This window comes from Desertivirga xinjiangensis, from assembly GCF_024436435.1.
In the GTDB taxonomy this organism is placed as follows: Bacteria; Bacteroidota; Bacteroidia; order Sphingobacteriales; family Sphingobacteriaceae; genus Desertivirga; species Desertivirga xinjiangensis.
The window spans coordinates 178,420-198,756 of sequence record NZ_JAFMZP010000008.1 but is presented as its reverse complement, the minus strand read 5'-3'; the positions used below and the strand labels follow the sequence as shown (position 1 = coordinate 198,756).

The 20,337-nt window shown below is 42.1% G+C and carries 17 protein-coding genes; 9 read left to right on the top strand and 8 right to left on the bottom strand.

Annotated features, from left to right (window positions below; genetic code table 11):
* Nucleotides 1–380: 380 nt before the first annotated feature.
* Nucleotides 381–3,902 carry a T9SS type B sorting domain-containing protein gene (locus tag J3P37_RS18405; RefSeq protein WP_256012825.1) on the top strand — a complete coding sequence of 1,174 codons (3,522 nt, stop codon included), beginning with the start codon at nucleotides 381–383 and terminating at the stop codon, nucleotides 3,900–3,902.
* A 233-nt stretch (nucleotides 3,903–4,135) separates the two neighbouring features.
* Here J3P37_RS18405 and J3P37_RS18400 read toward each other — a convergent pair whose 3' ends face one another.
* The 3 genes from J3P37_RS18400 to J3P37_RS18390 form a co-directional block, all read right to left on the bottom strand.
* Complete coding sequence (locus J3P37_RS18400) at nucleotides 4,136–5,146, bottom strand: PorP/SprF family type IX secretion system membrane protein (RefSeq protein ID WP_256012824.1); 1,011 nt, start codon at nucleotides 5,144–5,146, stop codon at nucleotides 4,136–4,138.
* A 64-nt stretch (nucleotides 5,147–5,210) separates the two neighbouring features.
* Nucleotides 5,211–6,053 carry a transglutaminase-like domain-containing protein gene (locus J3P37_RS18395; RefSeq protein ID WP_256012823.1) on the bottom strand — a complete coding sequence of 281 codons (843 nt, stop codon included), beginning with the start codon at nucleotides 6,051–6,053 and terminating at the stop codon, nucleotides 5,211–5,213.
* A gap of 17 nt (nucleotides 6,054–6,070) precedes the next feature.
* Nucleotides 6,071–6,802, bottom strand: a complete 732-nt coding sequence (locus J3P37_RS18390) for a proteasome-type protease (protein ID WP_256012822.1) — start codon at nucleotides 6,800–6,802, stop codon at nucleotides 6,071–6,073.
* Nucleotides 6,803–7,007: 205 nt separating this feature from the next.
* Here J3P37_RS18390 and J3P37_RS18385 point away from each other — a divergent pair, with 205 nt between their 5' ends.
* Entirely contained in the window at nucleotides 7,008–7,514 is a 507-nt protein-coding gene (locus J3P37_RS18385; protein ID WP_256012820.1) for a hypothetical protein, read from the top strand.
* 79 nt (nucleotides 7,515–7,593) lie between these two features.
* Nucleotides 7,594–7,920, top strand: coding sequence for a YgaP family membrane protein (locus J3P37_RS18380; RefSeq protein WP_256012819.1), 327 nt, complete (start codon nucleotides 7,594–7,596; stop codon nucleotides 7,918–7,920).
* A gap of 59 nt (nucleotides 7,921–7,979) precedes the next feature.
* Here J3P37_RS18380 and J3P37_RS18375 read toward each other — a convergent pair whose 3' ends face one another.
* Nucleotides 7,980–8,801: an alpha/beta hydrolase gene (locus tag J3P37_RS18375; RefSeq protein ID WP_256012818.1), complete on the bottom strand. Its 822-nt coding sequence runs from the start codon at nucleotides 8,799–8,801 to the stop codon at nucleotides 7,980–7,982.
* A 195-nt stretch (nucleotides 8,802–8,996) separates the two neighbouring features.
* On the opposite strand from J3P37_RS18375, the gene J3P37_RS18370 reads away from it, so the two are divergent.
* The 4 genes from J3P37_RS18370 to J3P37_RS18355 are packed head-to-tail and all read left to right on the top strand — an operon-like array spanning nucleotide 8,997 to nucleotide 15,286.
* Nucleotides 8,997–9,449, top strand: a complete 453-nt coding sequence (locus J3P37_RS18370; protein ID WP_256012817.1) for a MarR family winged helix-turn-helix transcriptional regulator — start codon at nucleotides 8,997–8,999, stop codon at nucleotides 9,447–9,449.
* 22 nt (nucleotides 9,450–9,471) lie between these two features.
* Entirely contained in the window at nucleotides 9,472–10,638 is a 1,167-nt protein-coding gene (locus J3P37_RS18365; RefSeq protein ID WP_256012816.1) for an efflux RND transporter periplasmic adaptor subunit, read from the top strand.
* Nucleotides 10,639–10,693: 55 nt separating this feature from the next.
* A complete protein-coding gene (locus tag J3P37_RS18360; RefSeq protein WP_256012815.1) occupies nucleotides 10,694–13,879 on the top strand; it encodes an efflux RND transporter permease subunit in 3,186 nt (1,061 codons plus the stop codon).
* A 12-nt stretch (nucleotides 13,880–13,891) separates the two neighbouring features.
* A complete protein-coding gene (locus J3P37_RS18355; RefSeq protein WP_256012814.1) occupies nucleotides 13,892–15,286 on the top strand; it encodes an efflux transporter outer membrane subunit in 1,395 nt (464 codons plus the stop codon).
* A gap of 129 nt (nucleotides 15,287–15,415) precedes the next feature.
* Here J3P37_RS18355 and J3P37_RS18350 read toward each other — a convergent pair whose 3' ends face one another.
* Together J3P37_RS18350 and J3P37_RS18345 are read right to left on the bottom strand one after the other, a co-directional pair.
* The gene (locus J3P37_RS18350) at nucleotides 15,416–15,853 is read right to left on the bottom strand and encodes a response regulator (protein WP_256012813.1); all 438 of its coding nucleotides are present in this window, start codon (nucleotides 15,851–15,853) and stop codon (nucleotides 15,416–15,418) included.
* 70 nt (nucleotides 15,854–15,923) lie between these two features.
* Nucleotides 15,924–16,349 carry a helix-turn-helix domain-containing protein gene (locus J3P37_RS18345; protein WP_256012812.1) on the bottom strand — a complete coding sequence of 142 codons (426 nt, stop codon included), beginning with the start codon at nucleotides 16,347–16,349 and terminating at the stop codon, nucleotides 15,924–15,926.
* Between the two features lie 285 nt (nucleotides 16,350–16,634).
* Here J3P37_RS18345 and J3P37_RS18340 point away from each other — a divergent pair, with 285 nt between their 5' ends.
* Nucleotides 16,635–18,446 carry an ATP-binding protein gene (locus J3P37_RS18340; RefSeq protein WP_256012811.1) on the top strand — a complete coding sequence of 604 codons (1,812 nt, stop codon included), beginning with the start codon at nucleotides 16,635–16,637 and terminating at the stop codon, nucleotides 18,444–18,446.
* Between the two features lie 226 nt (nucleotides 18,447–18,672).
* The gene (locus J3P37_RS18335) at nucleotides 18,673–19,737 is read left to right on the top strand and encodes a response regulator (RefSeq protein ID WP_256012810.1); all 1,065 of its coding nucleotides are present in this window, start codon (nucleotides 18,673–18,675) and stop codon (nucleotides 19,735–19,737) included.
* Nucleotides 19,738–19,806: 69 nt separating this feature from the next.
* Here J3P37_RS18335 and J3P37_RS18330 read toward each other — a convergent pair whose 3' ends face one another.
* Together J3P37_RS18330 and J3P37_RS18325 are read right to left on the bottom strand one after the other, a co-directional pair.
* Nucleotides 19,807–19,947, bottom strand: a complete 141-nt coding sequence (locus J3P37_RS18330) for a hypothetical protein (RefSeq protein WP_256012809.1) — start codon at nucleotides 19,945–19,947, stop codon at nucleotides 19,807–19,809.
* 225 nt (nucleotides 19,948–20,172) lie between these two features.
* Nucleotides 20,173–20,298, bottom strand: coding sequence for a hypothetical protein (locus J3P37_RS18325; RefSeq protein ID WP_256012808.1), 126 nt, complete (start codon nucleotides 20,296–20,298; stop codon nucleotides 20,173–20,175).
* Between the last annotated feature and the right edge of the window lie 39 nt (nucleotides 20,299–20,337).

Here is a 20,337-nt window from a genome sequence, read left to right as displayed (position 1 = left end):
CCCCTAACCTGTATAGCCTAATTAGGACGAGACACTTCTCGTACCCCTGTACTATTTATACCGTGATTAAACCGTGACTAGACCGTGAACAGAAGGCTTCGATACGGTGGAAGTACCCTCTTGGTTCAAGCTTGAACAGAAGCCATTATGAGCACGTTAGGAACTTAGTATTGACCGATACTCGGAGTGTTTCTATGAAACTACTTTGGATGGATATCGCGGGCTTTAAACCTTGCCTTCCGTTACTACAAACGAAAAAAAAGATTGACTTATCCTGAGGCAGCTTAATTCTCGAACCATATCATAAGCGCTCAAACGACCACTTATGATATTTTGTGAAATACTGAGAAATTTATGTAGCTTGGCGTATCATTTTTTATATGTTGCGCTTAAAACTTATCCTTATCCTCACCTTTATTTTCGTTGTTATAAAGCATGCATCTTCAGAGACTATTGTGGTTACCAGCAATGCTGACACAGGGCCGAATACCTTACGATGGGCTATCCAAAGAACGCTCGACAACGACACTACTGAAACAGATTATATTCATTTTAACATTAGCTCAAGCGATCGAACTATTCGGTTACGCACCCAGCTTCCTAGAATTACGTCGAACGTAGTTATCGATGGAAGCACCCAGCCTGGTGCTGCGCTTGGACCATCGGGAGCAAAGGTCATCATTGAAGCCGAGCAAGGATTCAGCGGGTTCGCCGGCCTGATCGTCGGACCAACCTACAACAACACAACAACCTACCTCACTAATAATGTTGAAATTTATGGCCTCTGCATCCGCAGGTTTGGGCTGATCAATAACCTTTCCAGTCCTGGCTCGGAGCAGAGCTCGGGAATTATCATCGATTCCCGGGTAAATAATCTTCGCATCGGCAAACCCGGAAAAGGTAACGTCATTTGTGGCAATTTTGCCGGTATCTCTATGCGGAACGGCTCAGGCCCTTCTTTCAATGGATCCCTTGGAAAGATCTACATTCAGTCTAACTTCATCGGATTACTTCTCGATGGAGCAACCGAGCAGATCAATTACTACGGGCTATACCTAAATCCGTCTGATTATAACATCCTGATAGGAGGCGATAATCCTGGCGAAGGAAATGTTATTTCAGCCAATGCAACCGGTATTTATATAAACCGTCAGAACACTTTTGGCGCCAGAGCGTCCTTCAACATCATTGGCAATAAGATAGGAACCGACCTTAATGTAACGAGAGACTATAATGAGCTGCCTGTCTTTATACAATCTTCCACCGTAGACATGAACGGGGTTAAGATCATCGCGTCTAACACCGATCTAACTTTGCTCAAAAACGTTATTTCCGGACAAAACAAATGGGCCGTATCCATTACTAATTCTGATTTCCTCATCGCGGGAAATAGAATAGGAACAGGAAATCTGGGTACTGAAAATTTTGGAAATTTTGGTGGTATCAGGATAGAACCAGGCACAGCAAAGGGTACTATCGGGGGCCCTGCACCAGAAGACATTAATTACATTGGCAATAACCGCTTCGGAATAGAAACAGCTTCATCACAGCCTATCCAAATAACGCAGAATAGCATATTCTGCAATGAGGTTTTCGGTATAGGAGAAACCTTAACAGCGCAGCAGGCTTATGTTCAGGTGTTAAAGATCCGCCCCGATCACATTTCAGGAAAAGCCAGCCCGAATGCTCAGGTGGAACTATATTACACTGATAATTGCGCTAGTTCCTGCCAGGGAAAAACTTACTTTGCAAGCCAAAGAGCGGGTAATGACGGAAGATGGGAATATAATGGCCCTTTGACGGGACATGTAACTGCTACCGCCACATTACCAAGTGCAGTAACCTCCCCCTTCTCGACCGTAGCCTTACGGAGCGGCGATGCAGTAGTCGATCCTGTGGTGTGTAATGCCCTGGGGAAAATCACAATTACAGAGCCCCGCGAAGGCATAATATTCAAATGGTACAAACTGGAAACCGATGCTGACCCGATCCTTATTCCAGGCGATCTTGAAATTTCCGGCCTGGAAGTCGGAACATACAGATTACTGATGTCAGATGGTTGTAAGGAAATGTCACATGTTTTTGCCATCGATGATAAGATACTAACACCTCCTACGGTGAGCTGGCCCAGTCCACAATGTGGTCAGACAAGTTTTCAATTTAGTGCCTCAACATTACGTGGGAAAGGGACTATCATTTACGAATGGTTAGACGAAAACGGAAACCTAAAAGCCAAAGGACAAACAGTTCAGATGCCTGAAGGAAAGTATAGACTCCGGATCAAAGATCAGGCTAACTGCGAACAATTTTCTGCCTTTGAGCAAATTACTAAAAGACCTCAGCCTGTCATTTCAACAACTATGATGGTCATAAAACCGGCGGCATGCGGCATGATTGACGGCGCAATTACCGGGATTGCGGTTACTCCCGGTGTGGGGACTGCAACCTATAAGTGGTATCGTTTGAATGCGATAAACGGTAGTCGTGAAACTATGGTTTCCCAAAACTTAAATTTACAGGGTGTAGATGGGGGGCGTTACCAGCTTGAAGTAACTGATCAAAGTAATTGTTCTCCCATATATTCAGCTTCTCTGACTATTAACATTCTCCAATCTGTCAAGTTTTCTGGCGGCACAACAAGTCCGTCAACGTGTAATTCTCCTAATGGCTCTATAAATAACGTTTCTATCACTAATGCTAATGAGTATGAGTGGCTCACATCCTCAGGCGTAAGTATAGAAAAAAACGCATACTCTACAGGCATGGTCCTGGAGCTAAAGAACAAGGCTCCGGGCACCTACAAATTAAGAGCACAAAACACGCTTACGGGCTGTATAGATAGCACAAATTTCACTATATATCAAGAAAATCCAGTGGTTTACCAGTACAGCGTCTCCACCATCCCTACTACTTGCGGTTTGATTAATGGCAGTATAAAGCTGAATTACCCTTTTAGTCAAAGGTTTGGACCTGCACATTTTGAATGGAGGGATGTATCCGGCAATGTCCTTTCTGGTTCTTTTGATGAGCTGAAAAACCTGCCTCCCGGCGAATACAGGTATTATACTTTCGACGAAAATAATTGCATGGATGTGTCGGATGCAATCATCATTAACGAAACGCCTTTGCTTAAAATAAGACCAGCAACTGCATCTGTGACAGATGATGGATGCACCTTAATGAACGGGGCGGTGAGGGGAATAGAAGTGATCGGAGGGGTACCACCTTACAAGTATAAGTGGATAGATCAGAATGATAAGGAAGTTGGATACGCCCAGGATCTTACAGGCGTCTCTCTGGGCGACTACAGGTTGATAGTTTCTGATCAAACCAGCTGCGGAACTGACGTAAGCGAAGTTTATTCTGTTGTCAATCCTGAATTTTTCATTCCCGCTCCCGAGGTAAGCGATCTCAGGGTTTGTTATAAAACAGAGATAATGCTGCCAGTCAAGAATCCGGAACCGGGCACCTATCAGCTATTCGCCCTACCTTCCGATGAGGCTCCCATTCAGGAAAGCACAAAAGGCATTTTCACTTTTGAAGTAGCAAAAACTTCAGACTACTACATTAAGCGAAAACGGGGAACTTGCTATAGCGAATTCACCATGGTTCGTATCGAAGTGATCAATGACAATCTTAAAATCATGAACGCCATGACTCCTAACGCTGACGGGAAAAATGATGATTGGATAATCCAGGGACTGCCGGAAAACAACAATGACATGACCATTCATGTGTACAACCGCGACGGGCAGTTAATGTATGAATCTGTGGGGGCTTATGACCGGAAATTTGACGGCACGTTTATAGGAAATCCGCTGCCAAAGGGGGTATATTATTATAAGATAGATTTGAAAAGTGGCTGTAAGCCATTGGTAGGAAGTATTACCTTATTACGTTAACGTCATGCGGGTGCCAGGATACATTAGTGCTTATTCCTGAATCCTTTGATCCTAAGGGTACTGTAGAACAGCTTTTAATTTATTGATTCCAGCTGTTCCACAACAAGTGATTTTTTTAATCGGTGGAAACACTGAGGGTTAACGAGCTGACACCGGTTCACAGAACCTACTATAGGGCTTCGGAAATATAATTTCCGAAGAGCAAGGATTCTGATTATTGGGCAAAATAACGCTTAGAATATATATCGGGAGCAATTGAGGCGATATTTGTTATTCAGCAAAATGCCCAATACGATTTCGTGGGTACCGTTACTAACAGTATTCAGATTAGAGGAAGTAAAATCATACGAATAACTTAGGTTCAGCAGGTGACTTACATTAAAGCCGGCCAGAGCGGAGAAAGAATCATAACTTCTGAATCCGCCCCCCAGCCATACCCGGTCTCTGAAGGCAACTTTCAGATTTCCATCGATTATGGTAGGAATTGCAGAGTTATACTTAACGAGCATAGATGGGATAATTCCAAAGTCTTCGCCGGCAAAAAACTTATAGCCAGTAGTTAAATAGAAACTTGGCTGCATTTTATCGGTACCAGATCGTTTAGCATCATTCATGGGAATAAATCGCCCACCTAATGACATTCCCGAAATCCCGAGAAAGTAACGGGATCCATATAGCCAGATCCCTGCACCCAGTTCCGCACTGATCCTGTTATTTGTTGATGAGCTGGTAAGGAGAAAATCAGAGTCATCATCTACCTGCATCGCTTTCTGATCGAAATTAAAATACTTTAAACCCGCCGAAAGCCCCAGTGAAAGGTTCATCGTTTCAGATAGCCCGATATGATAGGCATAAGTCAGGTTAAGTTTGGTCTGCTTCAGCAAGCCAGCCTGATCAATCATACCATTAAGCCCTATCCCATGGTGGGGCTCTGCAGCCCGATAGGTATAAACATAGCTCCTACTCATAGGATTGTCGCCATTGCCTCCAAAAGAATTAACTGAGCTCTGAACGAAGTCTTGTCCGATCGGGGCATGAATGGAAAAGTACTGGGTGACAGGTGCTCCTTCAAGGCCCTTCCACTGATTCCTGTATCCTAGTTTGGTGTCAATGTAATTGTCGATACCAGTTACTGCGGGGTTTAGCAGGTAACTGTTAAAAATATATTGGGTATATACGGGCATTTCCTGAGCAAAAGCCCTAAAACATCCAAGAAACAACATCAGGCTTAGGTAACCTCTCATCAAAGTAAATTGTACTTCAATATTAAGATTAATTTGCTAGAAACCTGTGAAAAATATATCAATATTAGTACGCAATTCCGTATATATATTCTCCGGAATAATGCACAGGTTCAAAATTCCCTTCAGCCAACTGACAGTCAACTTTTATGCTACCGCAACTGATGTTCCCGAAAAAATTAGCGATGGCCGCGTCTGCAGCATCCCTTCCTGAAGCGATCTTTACCATACCATTCAGAGGCGCTAGCCTGGTCGGGTCGAAAATGATCCATTGTCCTCCCAGATAAGCCTCAAAACAGGCATGAAAATCAGCTGGTGATAACTGATAAGAATAGCCGGTAAAATAACGTGCAGGAATAGTGAGAGCGCGGCATAAGGCAATACCCAGGTGGGCAAAGTCACGACAAACACCGGCTTGTTCAGTAACGGTATCATAAGCGGATGTTTGAGCGTTGGTTGAGCCGCTTAGGTACTCAACATTTCTATATATCCAGTCTGTCAGGGCTATTACTTTGTCGAAGGCATGCTCGAAGTGACCAAACTTATTGTTTGCAAGCCGGTATAACTTATCCGACTGGCAATACCGGCTTGGATATAAAAAAGGAAGAATAGCTGCCGGCATTTGAGCAACGGGTACATCATCAAGCAAAGCAGCATCAATTAATCTACAAGAAGTATCAACCAGCGCCTGGTACTTGATTTTCAACTTCGTCTTTTCTGAAGTCTCAAGGCGCACCAGGCGGCTTTCACCGTCGGCTGGAAACAATTCCTCCACTTTAACATATGGCTCAACACTCAATGATTCCTCCAGTATGGTCTGGCCAGCCGTTCGTAGAGCATGTATATTAAGGATTAGTGTGCCTCCCAGATCCACATCATATTCCAGCTCACTCAGCACATTAAATTTCATATACCGCTTTTTTAGATTTAGTCCTTATCATCCATTTTGTCAAATGCAGCCTTCATCCATCCCTCAGGAATTTTTTGCAAAGACTCTTTCAATTCGTCGGCCCATTGAGCCGAAATACTTTCAAGATCTTTTTTTTCGTAGCGATGTTCCACAATATGATAACTGTCTTTCCGGTATAGCATTACATCTATCGGAAACTCTACATCATTGGCACTTGCGCGGGTTGAATCAAACGAAAGAAAGCCGGTCTTTAATGCCAGTTCCATACTTGAATCACTGCTTAATGTCCGCTGTAGTATGGGCTTACCATGTCCTGAGTTTCCTATAATGACAAAAGGTGAGCCCTGGTCAAGCTCTACCCAGTTGCCTTCTGAGTATAATAAAAATAACTTGTGTTCGTCATCATCCTTCAATTGTCCACCGATAATGGTCGTTAAGTTGAATTTGAACCCGGATTTTTCTAATGAAGCTTTATCTTCACCGGCTACCCTTCTCACCTGTTCTCCAAAAGCGTTTACAGCCTTATATAGTTTATTGAATTCAGTACCTTCATCAATCTGTTCTTTAAAATAGGTTATGGCCTTATCGCGAACAGATCTCAGCCCACTGGTCATAATAAAAATCGAGTAATTATCCTTTTGTTCGATGTAGATCTTCTTTTTTACCGTAGTATCTGTACCTGAGGTAATGCGGGTATCGGCAATGGCAACCAGACCTTCTTTAACTTTTATTCCTAAACAATATGTCATAATATATCGATGATCCTGTGATCTCGTAAATGGTGAAAGATAGTGATTTATTAGGTAGATAAGATCAATTACAATTTCAATTATAAAACACACTCAGAAAATACTTAAAAAATAATACATTTACCTCCGTTTACCAGTCAATTTAATTGTAAAATTTTAGTGAATATCATTCACAAATCTTCGTTCGTCAATAATTAGCATCCACATGAGCAAAGCTTTAATAAAAATCGCTTATAAGCAGGTTATTGATATCTTTTCAACCGGATCTTTTGCACAAAGCGTCTTTGACATCAGCTACGATGAGTTTCTATTGGAGATTCAAGCATACATACCTGATAATATTTTAAAATTCAGCGATATTACTAAAGCAAACCCTAGGGCACACGGTCTTCACAAAAAAATACATCTTGCAATTGAGGAACTGGTAGCCGGGCTCAATAACGTTATTCCGGATTTGGTGGATACACTTGGCTGCCCGGGAATTGGATTTGAATCCTACGAGGTAACTTTGATCGAATCGGATATTAGCAATAAAGCCGCCCACCAACTGATCATTACCTACATTAGCAACTTTTTAACTTTACTTAAAACAGCAGGGGAATATTTGGTTCTTAGCGAAGAAAATATGATATCTACAGCGAAGCCTTTTGAAACCTTCACTTTGCGGCTTCAACCCGGAATGTCGGTTTGTGCCTACCAGGAGATCCTCTAAATCCGTCATCATTTTTTTAAAAACTGATAAACACTATGTTACATTGGGTGGTTATTATAGAACCTATAATAAGAAAGACATGGATAATTCAATGATGAACAAAGTATCTGAAACGATAGACCAAAGGATACTTCAAAACAATCCAAATGCAAATGTGGAAAAATCCGAGCGTTTGATATCAATAGGAGCTGGAGCATTTCTTACTTTGAAGGGAATAACGAATGTGTTCTCTCACCCTCTGATAGCCATGGCCGAACTTGGCATTGGCAGTTCTTTGCTCTATCGCGGTGTTACAGGATACTGCGCGATAAAGAACAAGCTTGAGCATGAAGACATGATGTCACACAGCTCAATAGCACAAAGCGTTCCTGTACCAGAACGAGCCAATCCTTCTGAAGCCTACTAGGCACGTATGAAAACCTGTGAGAATTGATTCTCACAGGTCTTTTCATAATCTGCGAAGCCTTACTTATTAAAATACCTGCTCATAAAAAACAACTGGTAGGCGATGGCATTAGTCCAGTAATCCCAATTGTGTGCCCCCGGCCTCACGATGTACTCGTGCGGAATCTTGTTTTCCAGCAGTTTCTGATGAAAGCTGTTGTTAACGGCAAAAAAGAAATCGTCAGTTCCGCAATCAATGATCAGCTCCGGAGATCCCGGTTTAATCTTATCGATCATATTGATCACTGTATTCGAATTCCAGCGCTCAGGATATTCCTCAAACGAGCCCAACTTTTGGCTTATAGCCCAGTTTTTGGGGAAAGGTCTGAAATCAACTCCTCCACTCATACTGCCTGCCACTCCAAACACATCCTGATGTCGAAAAGAAAGGTACATGGCCCCATGACCTCCCATACTCAATCCCGTAATACCACGGCCCTTACGATCTTTTATTGTCTTATAATGATTATCTATCCAGTTTACTAGCTCTGTAGCTGTGTAGGTTTCATATCTTACTTTTTTGTCAACCGGACTGTCAAAATACCAGCTGTTTACATCGGCATCAACACCAACTAGTATGAGGTTAAACTTGTCTGAATACTCTTTTATTGCAGGAACTTTATTTATAAAATTTGAATAATTGCCTCCGTGACCATGTAAAAGATATACAACAGGAAAAGATGCCTTACTTTTTTTGTAACCCGCCGGTGTAACCACTACAGCCTTAATATTTTTTTTCATCGATGGACTGAATGTTTCTACCGTATCAACCTCCGCAGCTTTCAGATTTAAAACAAGAACTGCGTTGAATAAAAGAAAGAGTAAACCTTTAAGAACCTTCATATTTTAAAAATTTCATAAATATAAAGGAAATGTTTTTTCATGCAAAGTAACATTTCACTGACTGCACCGTTATGATATCAGAAAGCAGATTTGCAGTTCGTTGAACATTTCGTAACGTCCCATGAGGTTCATTACAATAATGACATTTCAAAGACTTAACAATCCCTACATTTGTTGACGAAATCAACTATTGCAATGAGCAACGAAATGAACACATCTATAGGATATATAATAGGAAGTACCAGGCGAGTGATCTTGAAGGAATTAGGGAGTGTTTTCCTTGAAAATAATATTCCGATCACTATTGAGCAATATATCTTTTTGGTTGCTCTGCGAAATCAAAAAGGCGAAGTAACCCAGCAGGACATGGCTAATCACATTTGTAAAGACAAGTCGGCTATTCTCAGGACTATCGATGTCCTTGAAAAACAAGGCTTGGTACAACGGACCCAGGTTTCTGGCGACCGGAGAAAAAACACACTCAGCTTTACTGCAAAATGTGAAGAACTCTTTGGCAGCATAGCCAAGTTAGAAACTAAAACAATGGAAACATTAACCGCAGGTATCAACAGAGAAGAATACGATACTGCCATACGTGTGCTGCAGCATATCCAACAAAACGCAAACAACCTCACAATCAACAAATAACACACCTTATTTCAAACTTTTTATGAAAAAAATAATTCACCCAATTCTCGGTTTGATTCTTAGCATCCCCCTGTTTATGAGTTCTTGTAACAACGGAAAAGGAGCTGGGGCTGGAATGGCAGCAGATCCAAACGCCGTAAAAGACTACCAGGTAATCACTCTTGATTCCCGTGAAGCAGAAATGTATTCCGATTTTCCCGCAACCTTAGAAGGACAACAAACTGTTGAAATACGTCCCCGTGTTGACGGTTATATTGATCATATTTATGTAGATGAAGGGGCTGTTGTTAAAAAAGGGCAGCAACTATTCCGCATAAACGGAGACCAGTTTCAACAACAGGTAAAGTCGGCTGCTGCAAACGTCAAGATAGCAGAGGCTAATGTCAAATCGGCGGAAATGCAGGTGAACAAAGTAAGGCCTCTGGTTGAGAAAGACATCATCAGTAAATTTGAACTGGAAAGCGCTGAATACGCCCTGCAATCAAGTAAAGCGTCACTGGCACAAGCCCGTGCACAGCTTAGCAATGCAAAAACCAATCTTTCATATACTTACGTAACCAGTCCGGCGAACGGAGTCATTGGTCGTATTCCGTATAAAGTTGGGGCGTTGGTTAACAGTACCATTCCTGAGCCTTTAACCACCGTTGCCAATACCGGCAGGATGTATGCATACTTTTCAATGAATGAAAAGCAGATACTGGATTTCACCCGCAACACAGAAGGGGCATCATTTCAGGCAAAGCTCAGGAAGCTTCCTGCCGTGACATTAATTTTATCTGATGGCAGCACTTACAGCGAAAAAGGTAATATAGAAACCGCAAGCGCCCTGATCAATACTCAGACAGGCTCTTCAAACTTCAGAGCTACTTTTCCGAATCCTGTTGGTTTGTTAAGGAGCGGAAGCACCGGTACTATCCGTATCCCTGCATCCATAAAAAGAGCCATTCTGGTACCGCAAAAAGCTACATATGAAATCCAGGGCAAGCGTTTCGTCTATCTGGTTGAAGCCGATTCTGTAAAATCCGTTCCTATTAAGGTAAATGCATCGGCCTCCGGACAGTCGTTTGTTGTTCAGGAAGGAGTCAAAGCTGGTGATAAAATAGTAATTGAAGGAATCGGCACACTTCGTGAAGGCTCTAAGATAAAACCGGTGCCTGTAAAGGCTGACAGCGTTTATAATAGTTTATAATACAATTAATTTCTCTGAGATGACTTGGCACTCAGAAGTTTAACAGAACAATATCATGTTTAAAAAATTTATAGAAAGGCCGGTATTATCTACTGTAATATCTATCCTGATTGTGATATTAGGCGTTTTGGGTCTAACCAGTCTGCCCATTTCCCAATATCCTGACATAGCTCCGCCAACGGTGCAGGTTTCGGCCTCTTACCAGGGTGCCAATGCCGATGTTGTAATGAGTAGTGTGGTGGTACCCCTCGAAGAGCAGATCAACGGTGTGGAAAACATGACATACATGACTTCCTCGGCCGGAAATGACGGTAGCGCAACTATCACCGTTAACTTTAAATTGGGTACAGACCCTGATCTTGCAGCGGTAAACGTCCAGAACCGGGTAGCTCGTGCAACCAGTTTGCTTCCCCAGGAAGTTACCCGTGCGGGTGTAATCACAACCAAAAGGCAAAGCAGTAACCTGGTTATTTTCACTCTTTATAGTGATGACCCTGCCTACGACCAGACTTTCTTGCAGAATTATGCGAGCATCAACCTGATTCCGCAGATAAAACGTATTCCCGGAGTAGGTGATGCCACAGTTTTTGGGCAAATGGATTACTCCATGCGTATATGGTTGAAACCGGATGTTATGGCCTCTTATGGCTTAGTGCCCTCGGATATTAATGCAGCTCTTGCTGAACAGAACGTCGAAGCCGCACCGGGCCAGTTCGGTGAAGAAGGTGCGCAATCTTTTCAATATGTAATTAAATATAAAGGCCGCCTTAAGAACGCAAAAGAGTTTGAAGACATTATTATACGTTCGGGGGGAAACGGCCAGGTGCTTCGTCTGAAAGATATTGCACGTATCGAATTAGGAGCATTGAGCTATGCAAGTACCACTAAAACAAATGGCAAGCCATCTATTGGTGTCGCCATTGCACAGACAGCAGGATCCAATGCAAAAGACGTTATCGATGGAACCCTGAGTGTGCTGGAAGCTTCAAGATCCAGCTTTCCAAAGGGAATAGATTATGTAAACATTGTAAACGTAAACGACTTCCTCGATGCTTCGATCGAAAAAGTAATACATACCCTGATAGAAGCGTTTATACTGGTATTTATTGTAGTATTTATCTTCCTTCAGGATTTCAGATCGACCCTGATCCCAGCCATCGCCGTACCGGTAGCAATCGTTGGTACTTTCTTTTTCCTGCAGTTGTTTGGGTTTACGATCAACCTTTTAACGTTGTTTGCTCTGGTACTCGCTATAGGAATTGTGGTGGATGATGCTATCGTAGTGGTCGAGGCAGTACACGCCAAGCTGGATCATGGTTATACTTCTGCGCGAGCGGCTACTATTGATGCCATGAGTGAAATATCCGGTGCAATTGTTTCAATCACCCTGGTGATGGCTGCGGTATTCGTCCCGGTTTCGTTCATTACAGGTTCTGCCGGTGTGTTTTACAAGCAGTTTGGTCTTACGTTAGCAATTGCGATCATTCTTTCAGCAGTGAATGCCTTGACGTTGAGCCCGGCTTTATGTGCAATTTTCTTAAAACCGCATTCTGACGACAAACATCATAAGCAAAGTTTTCTACAGCGATTTTATACCGGATTCAACACAGCATTTGAGGTAACTACTCAAAAGTATAAAAGGTCGGTATCCTTCCTGATCGGGAGAAAATGGATCGCGCTGGCAAGCATCGTTGTGTTCGGGGGACTATTTTATTTCTTGATGAAAACGACACCAGGAGCATTCGTTCCTAACGAAGATATGGGTGTAGTAATGTCTGATATTAGTCTTCCTCCCGGAGCTTCCCGAGAACGTACCGAAGAAGTAACAAAAGAAATCGCTGCGATAGCAGATGCAATTCCTGAAGTAGAGCATATTCTGCGTATTACCGGCCGTGGCCTGATAAGTGGTACCGGCAGTAACTACGGAATGGTGATCATGCGTTTGAAGCCATGGGCCGATCGTAAAGGTAAAGGACAGGACGTTCAGGCCATTATCGGCCAGATGTTTGCTAAAACCGGGGGAATAAGGGATGCGAAAGTAATTTTCTTCTCGCCGCCAACTATTCAGGGTTTTGGTACATCCGGAGGATTTGAGTTTCAGCTGCAGGACAAAAGCGGCGGAGACATCGCTAAGTTCTATAAGGTAAGCCAGGATTTCCTTGGTGCATTAAGCCAACGTCCTGAAGTATTGTACGCATCTACTCCCTTCAACCCTAACTTTCCGCAATTCCAGATTGATGTTAACGTCGCAAGGGTTAAGGAAGCCGGCTTAACGGTAAACGATGTATTAAGTACCATGCAGGGATATTACGGCGGAGTTTATGCTTCCAACTTTAACCAGTTTGGTAAACAGTACCGTGTTATGTTCCAGGCAGAAGCTAACTTCAGAGCAAATCCTGAGGGCCTGAATAATATCTATGTACGTACTCCAAAAGGCGTCATGGCGCCGGTAAGCGAATTTATTACTCTGGAACGTGTATATGGTCCGCAATCTATATCAAGGTTTAACCTCTTTACCTCCATTGGGGTTACAGGTTCTCCGAAGCCGGGTTTCAGTTCCGGGGATGCGATCAAAGCTGTGCAGGAAGTGGCCGCTCAAACCCTGCCAGCAGGTTATGGGTATGAGTTTTCAGGAATGACCCGCGAGGAGCTTTCGGCAGGAGGACAAACGGTATTCATTTTTATCCTTGTTCTGGTATTCGTGTTCTTCCTTTTAAGTGCACAATACGAAAGTTATATTTTGCCTTTTGCGGTGTTGCTGTCTTTACCAATGGGTCTGGCTGGTGCCTTTATTTTTGCGAAGATCTTCGGCATCACCAACAACATCTATGTGCAGATCACACTGATCATGCTGGTTGGTCTACTTGCTAAAAACGCCATCCTGATCGTTGAGTTTGCGCTCGATCGTCGCAGGCAGGGTATGCCTATTATTACGGCGGCCTTGGAAGGAGCTCAGGCTCGTTTGCGCCCAATCCTCATGACCTCATTTGCCTTTATCCTCGGTCTGGTTCCTCTGATGATGACAACCGGAGCCGGAGCTGCAGGAAATCGTTCAATCGGTACCGGAGCTGTGGGAGGGATGCTCATCGGAACTGTGTTTGGTGTGTTTGTTATCCCTGTTTTATTTGTTATTTTTCAGGGACTGCAGGAAAAGATCAGTGGTCCTCCTGTTCCTCCCGCTGCCGAAGTTAAACCGGAAGAAGCTCCAGTTATTGAAGAATTGCCCGCATACAATCATTAATTAAAAACGCACATGAATAACAGATATAAAGGGCATTTTCTATTTGCTTTGACTATTGCAATAGTTTTTGCCTCCTGTAACATAAGAAAAAGGTATGAAACACCTGATGTCAATACTCAGGGACTTTACCGAGATCAAAGTTCTGCTGATACAAATACTATCGCGGACCTGCCATGGAAACAAGTATTTGGCGATACCCAGCTGCAATCCTTGATTGAAGAAGGTATTAAGCAGAACCCGGATCTTCAGATTGCTTACGCTCGAATCCAGCAGTCAGAAGCTTATCTGAAGCAGAGCCGTGCAGCCTTTTTACCGTCTTTAAGCGGAACTGCTTCAGCTACGATAAACAAACTTTCAGATGCACAGGGCGGAAATTTTATAAATAACACACGGATCTACCAGGCTGGTCTTTCTTCAAGCTGGGAGGCTGATCTTTGGGGTCGGTTGGGAAGCACCAGACGCGCAAGCTTAGCCACATTGCTTCAAAGCGAAGCCTATAAAAACGCAGTCCAAACAGGCTTAATAGCTAACATTGCAAACAACTATTATCTCCTGCTTGCATTAGACCAGCAACTGGCCATTACTGAGAAAACCGTACAGAACTGGGTTTCAACAGTGGAAACTATGCGGACGCTCAAAGAGGCCGCTCGTGTCACTGGTGCAGCAGTGGTTCAGAGTGAAGCAAACCGCTATGCAGCAGAAGTAACTATCCCAGACCTTAAACAGCGCATCCGTGAAACAGAAAATGCTTTGAGCACTTTACTGGGCAGGGCACCTGGTCCTATAGCCCGGGGTAACCTCGATCAGCAAAATACACTTTCTGCTTTACCTACAGGTATACCAGCACAATTGCTGAGCAACAGGCCTGACGTGCAACAAGCTGAATATAACTACAGGTATTTCTTCGAAAACACAAATGCGGCCAGGTCATACTTCTATCCTAGTCTGAGCATTACCGCTTCCGGAGGTCTTTCAAACACCGATTTAAAGAATTACTTCAGCCCGGGTTCTGTTTTCGCCAGCGTAGTTGGAAGTCTTACCCAACCTATCTTTAATAAACGCCTGAACAAGACCCGCCTGGAAGTAGCAAAAGCGCAACAACAGGAGGCACTATTGGCTTTTCAAAGAAGCTTGTTAACGGCTGGGCAGGAAGTGTCAAACGCCATGTGGTCTTACCGTACTTCCCTGGACAAAAATGCGAGCCGTGAGAAACAGATTGCCTCGCTTCAAAAGTCAATCGAATATACTGAAGAGCTATTAAGATATGGATCAGCTAATTATGTGGAAGTGATCAGTGCCCAACAAAGTTATTTATCAGCCCAACTTAACAGTGTGAACGACCGCTTACAGCAGTTGCAGTCGGTTGTGAGCTTATACCGCTCCCTTGGCGGCGGATGGCAGCAATAGTATTAACTTATGAACCTATGAGTGTATCGGCATCATAGGTTCATTACATCCAAAAATTGATGCATAAAAAACCTATGATTTGTAAAACTCATAGGTTTTCTAGTTTAAAAGGATTTCTCCCTAAAAATATCAGGCATTGCAGCCGGCAAACGTCCGCCCTGGCACACCAAGCCTGAACTCATTTTTTGGAGCAACTAAGCCATCATATCGCCTGCAACAATCTTTAACGGTGTCAATGAAATTGCATAGATCAAAGGGTTTCGGAATAAAAAAGTCGCACCCATACGACCCTAAAGACTCAAAAACCCTGGGATAAGCAGAGATTATAATTACCTTTATGTGGCTTGTAAAGGCTGAACTTTTAATTTGGTGGCAGATTTCACCGCCATTTATATCCCCCATCAGGTAATCTAGCAGAAGTACATCCGGCTTAAAAACCATCACTTCTGCGACTGCATTCCCGCTGTTTGAGAGCGTCTTCACTTCGAAATTTTCATCCTTTAACACAGCCTCCATCATCTCGAGCACTGTAGGATCGTCGTCAATTATCAGAACCCTGTTCTTCATCTGGTGTTTTTTCATAGGTACATACTACCAATAGTATTGGCAGCATTTATTTTTGATGTCAGGGAAATTATTAGTAAAATTTACCCATACTTCCTGATTCATTCATGCGGATCAGCGGTAGGTTTTTGGTTAACTCCCGGTCTGAAGCACTAAATTCTCTAATTAAGGCGTTATATTTCTCAAGAAGATCAATATACTTTGTTCGCAGCTCATCTAAAGGTGTGTAGGCGCCCGCCCCGAAAGAGTGCTCAGCTGGCCTTACCGGAATATAATCAGGAATCTCAGTTGAAAAATCCGCATTTAAAACAAACTCAACCTTTGAAATAATTACATTAGGCAACTTCTCCTGAAGGAACCAGTTATAAAGGGTTCTTCTGCTTATCCCTGCTTTTCTTGCAACCTCAGCCAAACTAATATTACTTCTTCGTACTGCTTTTTCCATCACTTGCCCGTGGTGCTTTTGAGTGTTTCTTTTGTTGTCAATGTAATTTTCCATAAATGTTTATCTTAATTTCCTCTGATGTAAAGCTAGCTGTATTGAAAAACAAAAAAGTGACATATGTCACGGTTTGGAGAGAACCTACGAATTGTAAAGTATCGGGCAAAAACTGTGAACTAAAAGCACAGCCACATATTTATATTTTTATTAATCATTTCTATAACTATAAAAACGAAAGTGCATTATTAAACACAGCTTTAATTGCTTATGATTGCATGGTCAATTTTGATCTTCAAAACAACACCCCTGTAAGTGATGAGACGACAGTTATAACCAGACTTTATGAATAAACCTTTACCTCATTCTTCTCAACTTCCAAAATTCAAAATAGCTGGTTTACCTTTTCAGAAATCGTTAACTGCTTTTTTTATCCTGATCACAGGAAGCCTGATAATGCTATCTTATATATCTTACAGGAACGATAATGTAGTGAAAGATACCTCCCGGTGGATCAACCACACACAAACCATGCTTGAAAAAAGCAATAAGATGGCCTCTCTCATCAAAGACGTTCAAATAAGCAGCGGTGCTTTTACCCTGACAAGAGATACCAGTTACATCAGCTTATATAAACGGACCAAATCCCAGATCTATCCCGAACTACAGTCGCTTAAAGTACTATGCAAGATGCACGAGGTGCAGCACTCCAACATTGACTCCCTTGATTTTTATATTCACAAACTTATAAAGCTATCCGACCAAATTTTCCTCAGCAGTACACCTCTCTATGATGTTTCCGCCACCAAATTGCTCAATATTAAGCTCAGAAAAAACATTCAGGAGAATATCAACCGTCAAATCCTGGACCTGCAAACCAGCGAAACAAACTTATTGAGGATAAAAGAACGGGATAACTCGGCCAGTATCGCCCAATCGGGCAAAATCTTCAGAGGACTCGTCACTAGTATCATCATCTTGATCCTAACCAGTGTATTTGCAGTTGGTTATTATTTTAGAAAGAAGAAAATTGCCGAAGACAGTCTCTTTGAAAGTGAAGAACGATATAAAGCGCTGATCAACAATATATCAGAATATTCTATTTCATTACTTGATACTAATGGTTCGGTATTGAACTGGAATCGCGGTTTACAACAGATCAAAGGATACCGCGAGGAAGAAATACTTGGAAAAAATATTTCTGTTTTTTATCCCGCCGAAGATGTAGTGAACAATATTCCTCAACTACATCTGCGTACAGCAGCAAAGTTAGGTAAATGCAAAAGTGAAGGTTGGAGAGTGAGAAAAGACCATTCGAGATTTTGGGCAAACACTGTGATAACCGCGCTCTACGATGGCAAAGGCCGTTTGTCGGGTTTTACAATCATCACCAGAGACGATACTTACCGTAAAAAAGCGGAAAACGAAATATTCAAAGCACTGGAAAAAGAAAGAGAACTCAATGAGATGAAATCAAATTTTCTCGCCATGGCCTCGCATGAATTTAAAACCCCACTAAGTGTGATCGTTGCCTCTGCATTCCTTATTGGGAAATTTAAGACTACCGAACAGCAGGAAGAACGAAACCGGAACATCAGAAAAATAATTCTTGAAGCAAAAAATCTGAATGCTATCATTGACGAATTTTTATCAGTACAAAAACTTGAAGAGGAAACCGTTGAAAGCACCCTAAGGCTTGTAAACCTACAAAGCTTTACGGACAGCATCTGCAGCCAGATTAAAGGAATCTGCAAAACCGGCCAGGTGCTCAATTATATTCACCATGGACACCAAGAAGTTTTTTCTGATGAATTTATTCTCCAGCAAATTCTAACCAATCTGATTTCAAACGCTATTAAATATTCACCAGAACATAGCTCCATTCTTATTGAGACTGCAATAGATACTCAAACATACAGCATTACCGTTAGCGACAGTGGAATCGGTATCTCCGAAAAAGATCAGCAACATCTATTCAAACGCTTCTTCCGGGCATCTAATATATCCGGAATACCTGGAACGGGCCTAGGACTTTATATTGTTAAAAAATATGCCGAATCACTAAATGGAACAGTCCATTTTGAAAGTGTAAGGGGAATAGGGAGTAAATTTAGTGTGAAGTTTACAAATCGTCGCCCGCCCCATGTTGAGGCATAGCAATTGTTACGTTTTTTATACGGAAAAACAGCTTTTAATTGCAATATAGCTAATTTATTTTTTTCTTTGAGCTTGTCTGTTTTACAATTAAACGGTGCCTATAACTGATAATTTCACACGCACGGATATGTCGAGAAAAACTACACTTACTAAATTTCTTCTAAAATATATGCTTAAGCATCTTCGAATTCCTTTCAAGTTCCTGGCTTTTTATCTCTAACTTCAGATGAACCAAAAAAGAAAGGCCATATTAGTTATCGAAGACAATCATGCCTTACTTGAAGCTACAGCAGAAATAATCGAATTATCTGGTTTCATTGTCCATACTGCTAATAGTGGCTGGGACGGAGTACAGCAGGCCAGAATACATTGCCCCGACGTCATACTGTGCGATATTATGATGCCTGACCTGGATGGCTATCAGGTTCTAAATATTCTCAACAGAAATGAAAGCACAGCCAACATCCCTTTCATTTTTTTAACTTCTAAGGCAGGAAGGGCGGATTTTAGAAAAGGAATGGACATGGGTGCTGACGATTATCTTATTAAACCATTCGACGATACAGAACTGGTAAGCGCTATCAACAGTCGTTTGCAAAAGCGCGAGCGACTGTTGCAGTGCGCCCTGAGTTTAAACTCACTGGAAACCTTACTGGATGAGGCCCGGGCGGCTAATATACTGGTTGAGCAATCGGAAAATAGCAGACTTCGCACTTTCAGGAAAAAACAAATAGTTTACGTTCAGGGTGAACAGCCTCAGAACATCTTTCTGGTTAAAAGTGGTAAAATAAGGACATACCGCATTTACTCCGATGGCCGCGAGATAGTAACGGGAATTTATTCTGAAGGGGATTTTTTTGGCTTTGAAGCAGTTCTTCTCAACAGATCATACTCTGATAACACAGAAGCATTGGATACTTCCGAACTTTATCTGGTGCCTGCAAACGAGTTCAATACGTTATTTTTCAAAGACATCCGAATCGCCAAAAAATTTATCGGATTACTGTCAGGCAATTTGGAAGAGAAACAAGAACAATTGCTAAAACTTGCCTATAATACCGTGCGGAAGCGGGTTGCTGATGCTTTGATCTCTTTGGCAGAAAAGTTTTGTCAGAACCAGCAGGAGGAGTGCAAGATAAAGATTTCACGTGATGGATTGGCAGCGATAGTTGGTACAGCCATTGAAAGCGTAAGTCGTACGCTCACTGACTTTAAGGAAGAACATTTAATTGAAAAAGAGGGAAATACTATCAAGATCCTATCGATAGAAGGTCTGAAAAAGATAAAATGAAAAATCCGTCTCATGTAGCGGGCATGGGACGGATTTATATTTTCATTCGGTAGATTTAAGTATATGTGTTTATGCGGCTTTTAATTGTTCTTTCTTATTTAACTTCTCCTCTTTTTTCTTTTTAAAGTTTAGGAGATCAGCTTTTAACATAGCTAATAATTCTAAATCAATGGATTTTTCAAGGGCTGTTCTAGTATTTAATTGTTCCATGTTAATGACTTTTTAAATGATGTAAGCTTTAATACCAAATGTATGCCAACAGTTAAAACCATCATAAATAAAAGATTCAACCATGTATTCTGTCCACTAAGCAGGACAAAAGCAATATTCACTGTAACAGAAGTGTAACATTCTTTCATACAATTCCGGGATCAAGCGAAAGGTTGGGGGATGTTCTTTCCTTCGTCATCCTGAACTTGTTTCAGGACCTCTTGCTTAAGCAGGTGCTTTATAGCCAAGAGTTGCCGAATCCTGAACTTGATTCAGGATCGGCATGACGAACGTTTTAGAAAGTTTGGCACTAATGCGCTTAGCCGCCCCCAGCTTTTCCACTTGATCCATTTCCAGACCTTAAAGTTGACTGTTTTTGTAGCATTGTTA

Excerpts from the sequence above, each read along its gene's own strand:
- J3P37_RS18395 (WP_256012823.1), bottom strand. The coding sequence starts at position 6,053 with ATGAAATTTAATGTGCTGAGTGAGCTGGAATATGATGTGGATCTGGGA.
- J3P37_RS18330 (WP_256012809.1), bottom strand. The coding sequence starts at position 19,947 with ATGGAACAATTAAATACTAGAACAGCCCTTGAAAAATCCATTGATTTA.
- J3P37_RS18360 (WP_256012815.1), top strand. The coding sequence starts at position 10,694 with ATGTTTAAAAAATTTATAGAAAGGCCGGTATTATCTACTGTAATATCT.
- J3P37_RS18345 (WP_256012812.1), bottom strand. The coding sequence starts at position 16,349 with ATGGAAAATTACATTGACAACAAAAGAAACACTCAAAAGCACCACGGG.
- J3P37_RS18375 (WP_256012818.1), bottom strand. The coding sequence starts at position 8,801 with ATGAAGGTTCTTAAAGGTTTACTCTTTCTTTTATTCAACGCAGTTCTT.
- J3P37_RS18390 (WP_256012822.1), bottom strand. The coding sequence starts at position 6,802 with ATGACATATTGTTTAGGAATAAAAGTTAAAGAAGGTCTGGTTGCCATT.
- J3P37_RS18350 (WP_256012813.1), bottom strand. The coding sequence starts at position 15,853 with ATGAAGAACAGGGTTCTGATAATTGACGACGATCCTACAGTGCTCGAG.
- J3P37_RS18340 (WP_256012811.1), top strand. The coding sequence starts at position 16,635 with ATGAATAAACCTTTACCTCATTCTTCTCAACTTCCAAAATTCAAAATA.
- J3P37_RS18405 (WP_256012825.1), top strand. The coding sequence starts at position 381 with ATGTTGCGCTTAAAACTTATCCTTATCCTCACCTTTATTTTCGTTGTT.
- J3P37_RS18365 (WP_256012816.1), top strand. The coding sequence starts at position 9,472 with ATGAAAAAAATAATTCACCCAATTCTCGGTTTGATTCTTAGCATCCCC.
- J3P37_RS18385 (WP_256012820.1), top strand. The coding sequence starts at position 7,008 with ATGAGCAAAGCTTTAATAAAAATCGCTTATAAGCAGGTTATTGATATC.
- J3P37_RS18380 (WP_256012819.1), top strand. The coding sequence starts at position 7,594 with ATGGATAATTCAATGATGAACAAAGTATCTGAAACGATAGACCAAAGG.
- J3P37_RS18370 (WP_256012817.1), top strand. The coding sequence starts at position 8,997 with ATGAGCAACGAAATGAACACATCTATAGGATATATAATAGGAAGTACC.
- J3P37_RS18355 (WP_256012814.1), top strand. The coding sequence starts at position 13,892 with ATGAATAACAGATATAAAGGGCATTTTCTATTTGCTTTGACTATTGCA.
- J3P37_RS18325 (WP_256012808.1), bottom strand. The coding sequence starts at position 20,298 with ATGGATCAAGTGGAAAAGCTGGGGGCGGCTAAGCGCATTAGTGCCAAA.
- J3P37_RS18335 (WP_256012810.1), top strand. The coding sequence starts at position 18,673 with ATGAACCAAAAAAGAAAGGCCATATTAGTTATCGAAGACAATCATGCC.
- J3P37_RS18400 (WP_256012824.1), bottom strand. The coding sequence starts at position 5,146 with ATGAGAGGTTACCTAAGCCTGATGTTGTTTCTTGGATGTTTTAGGGCT.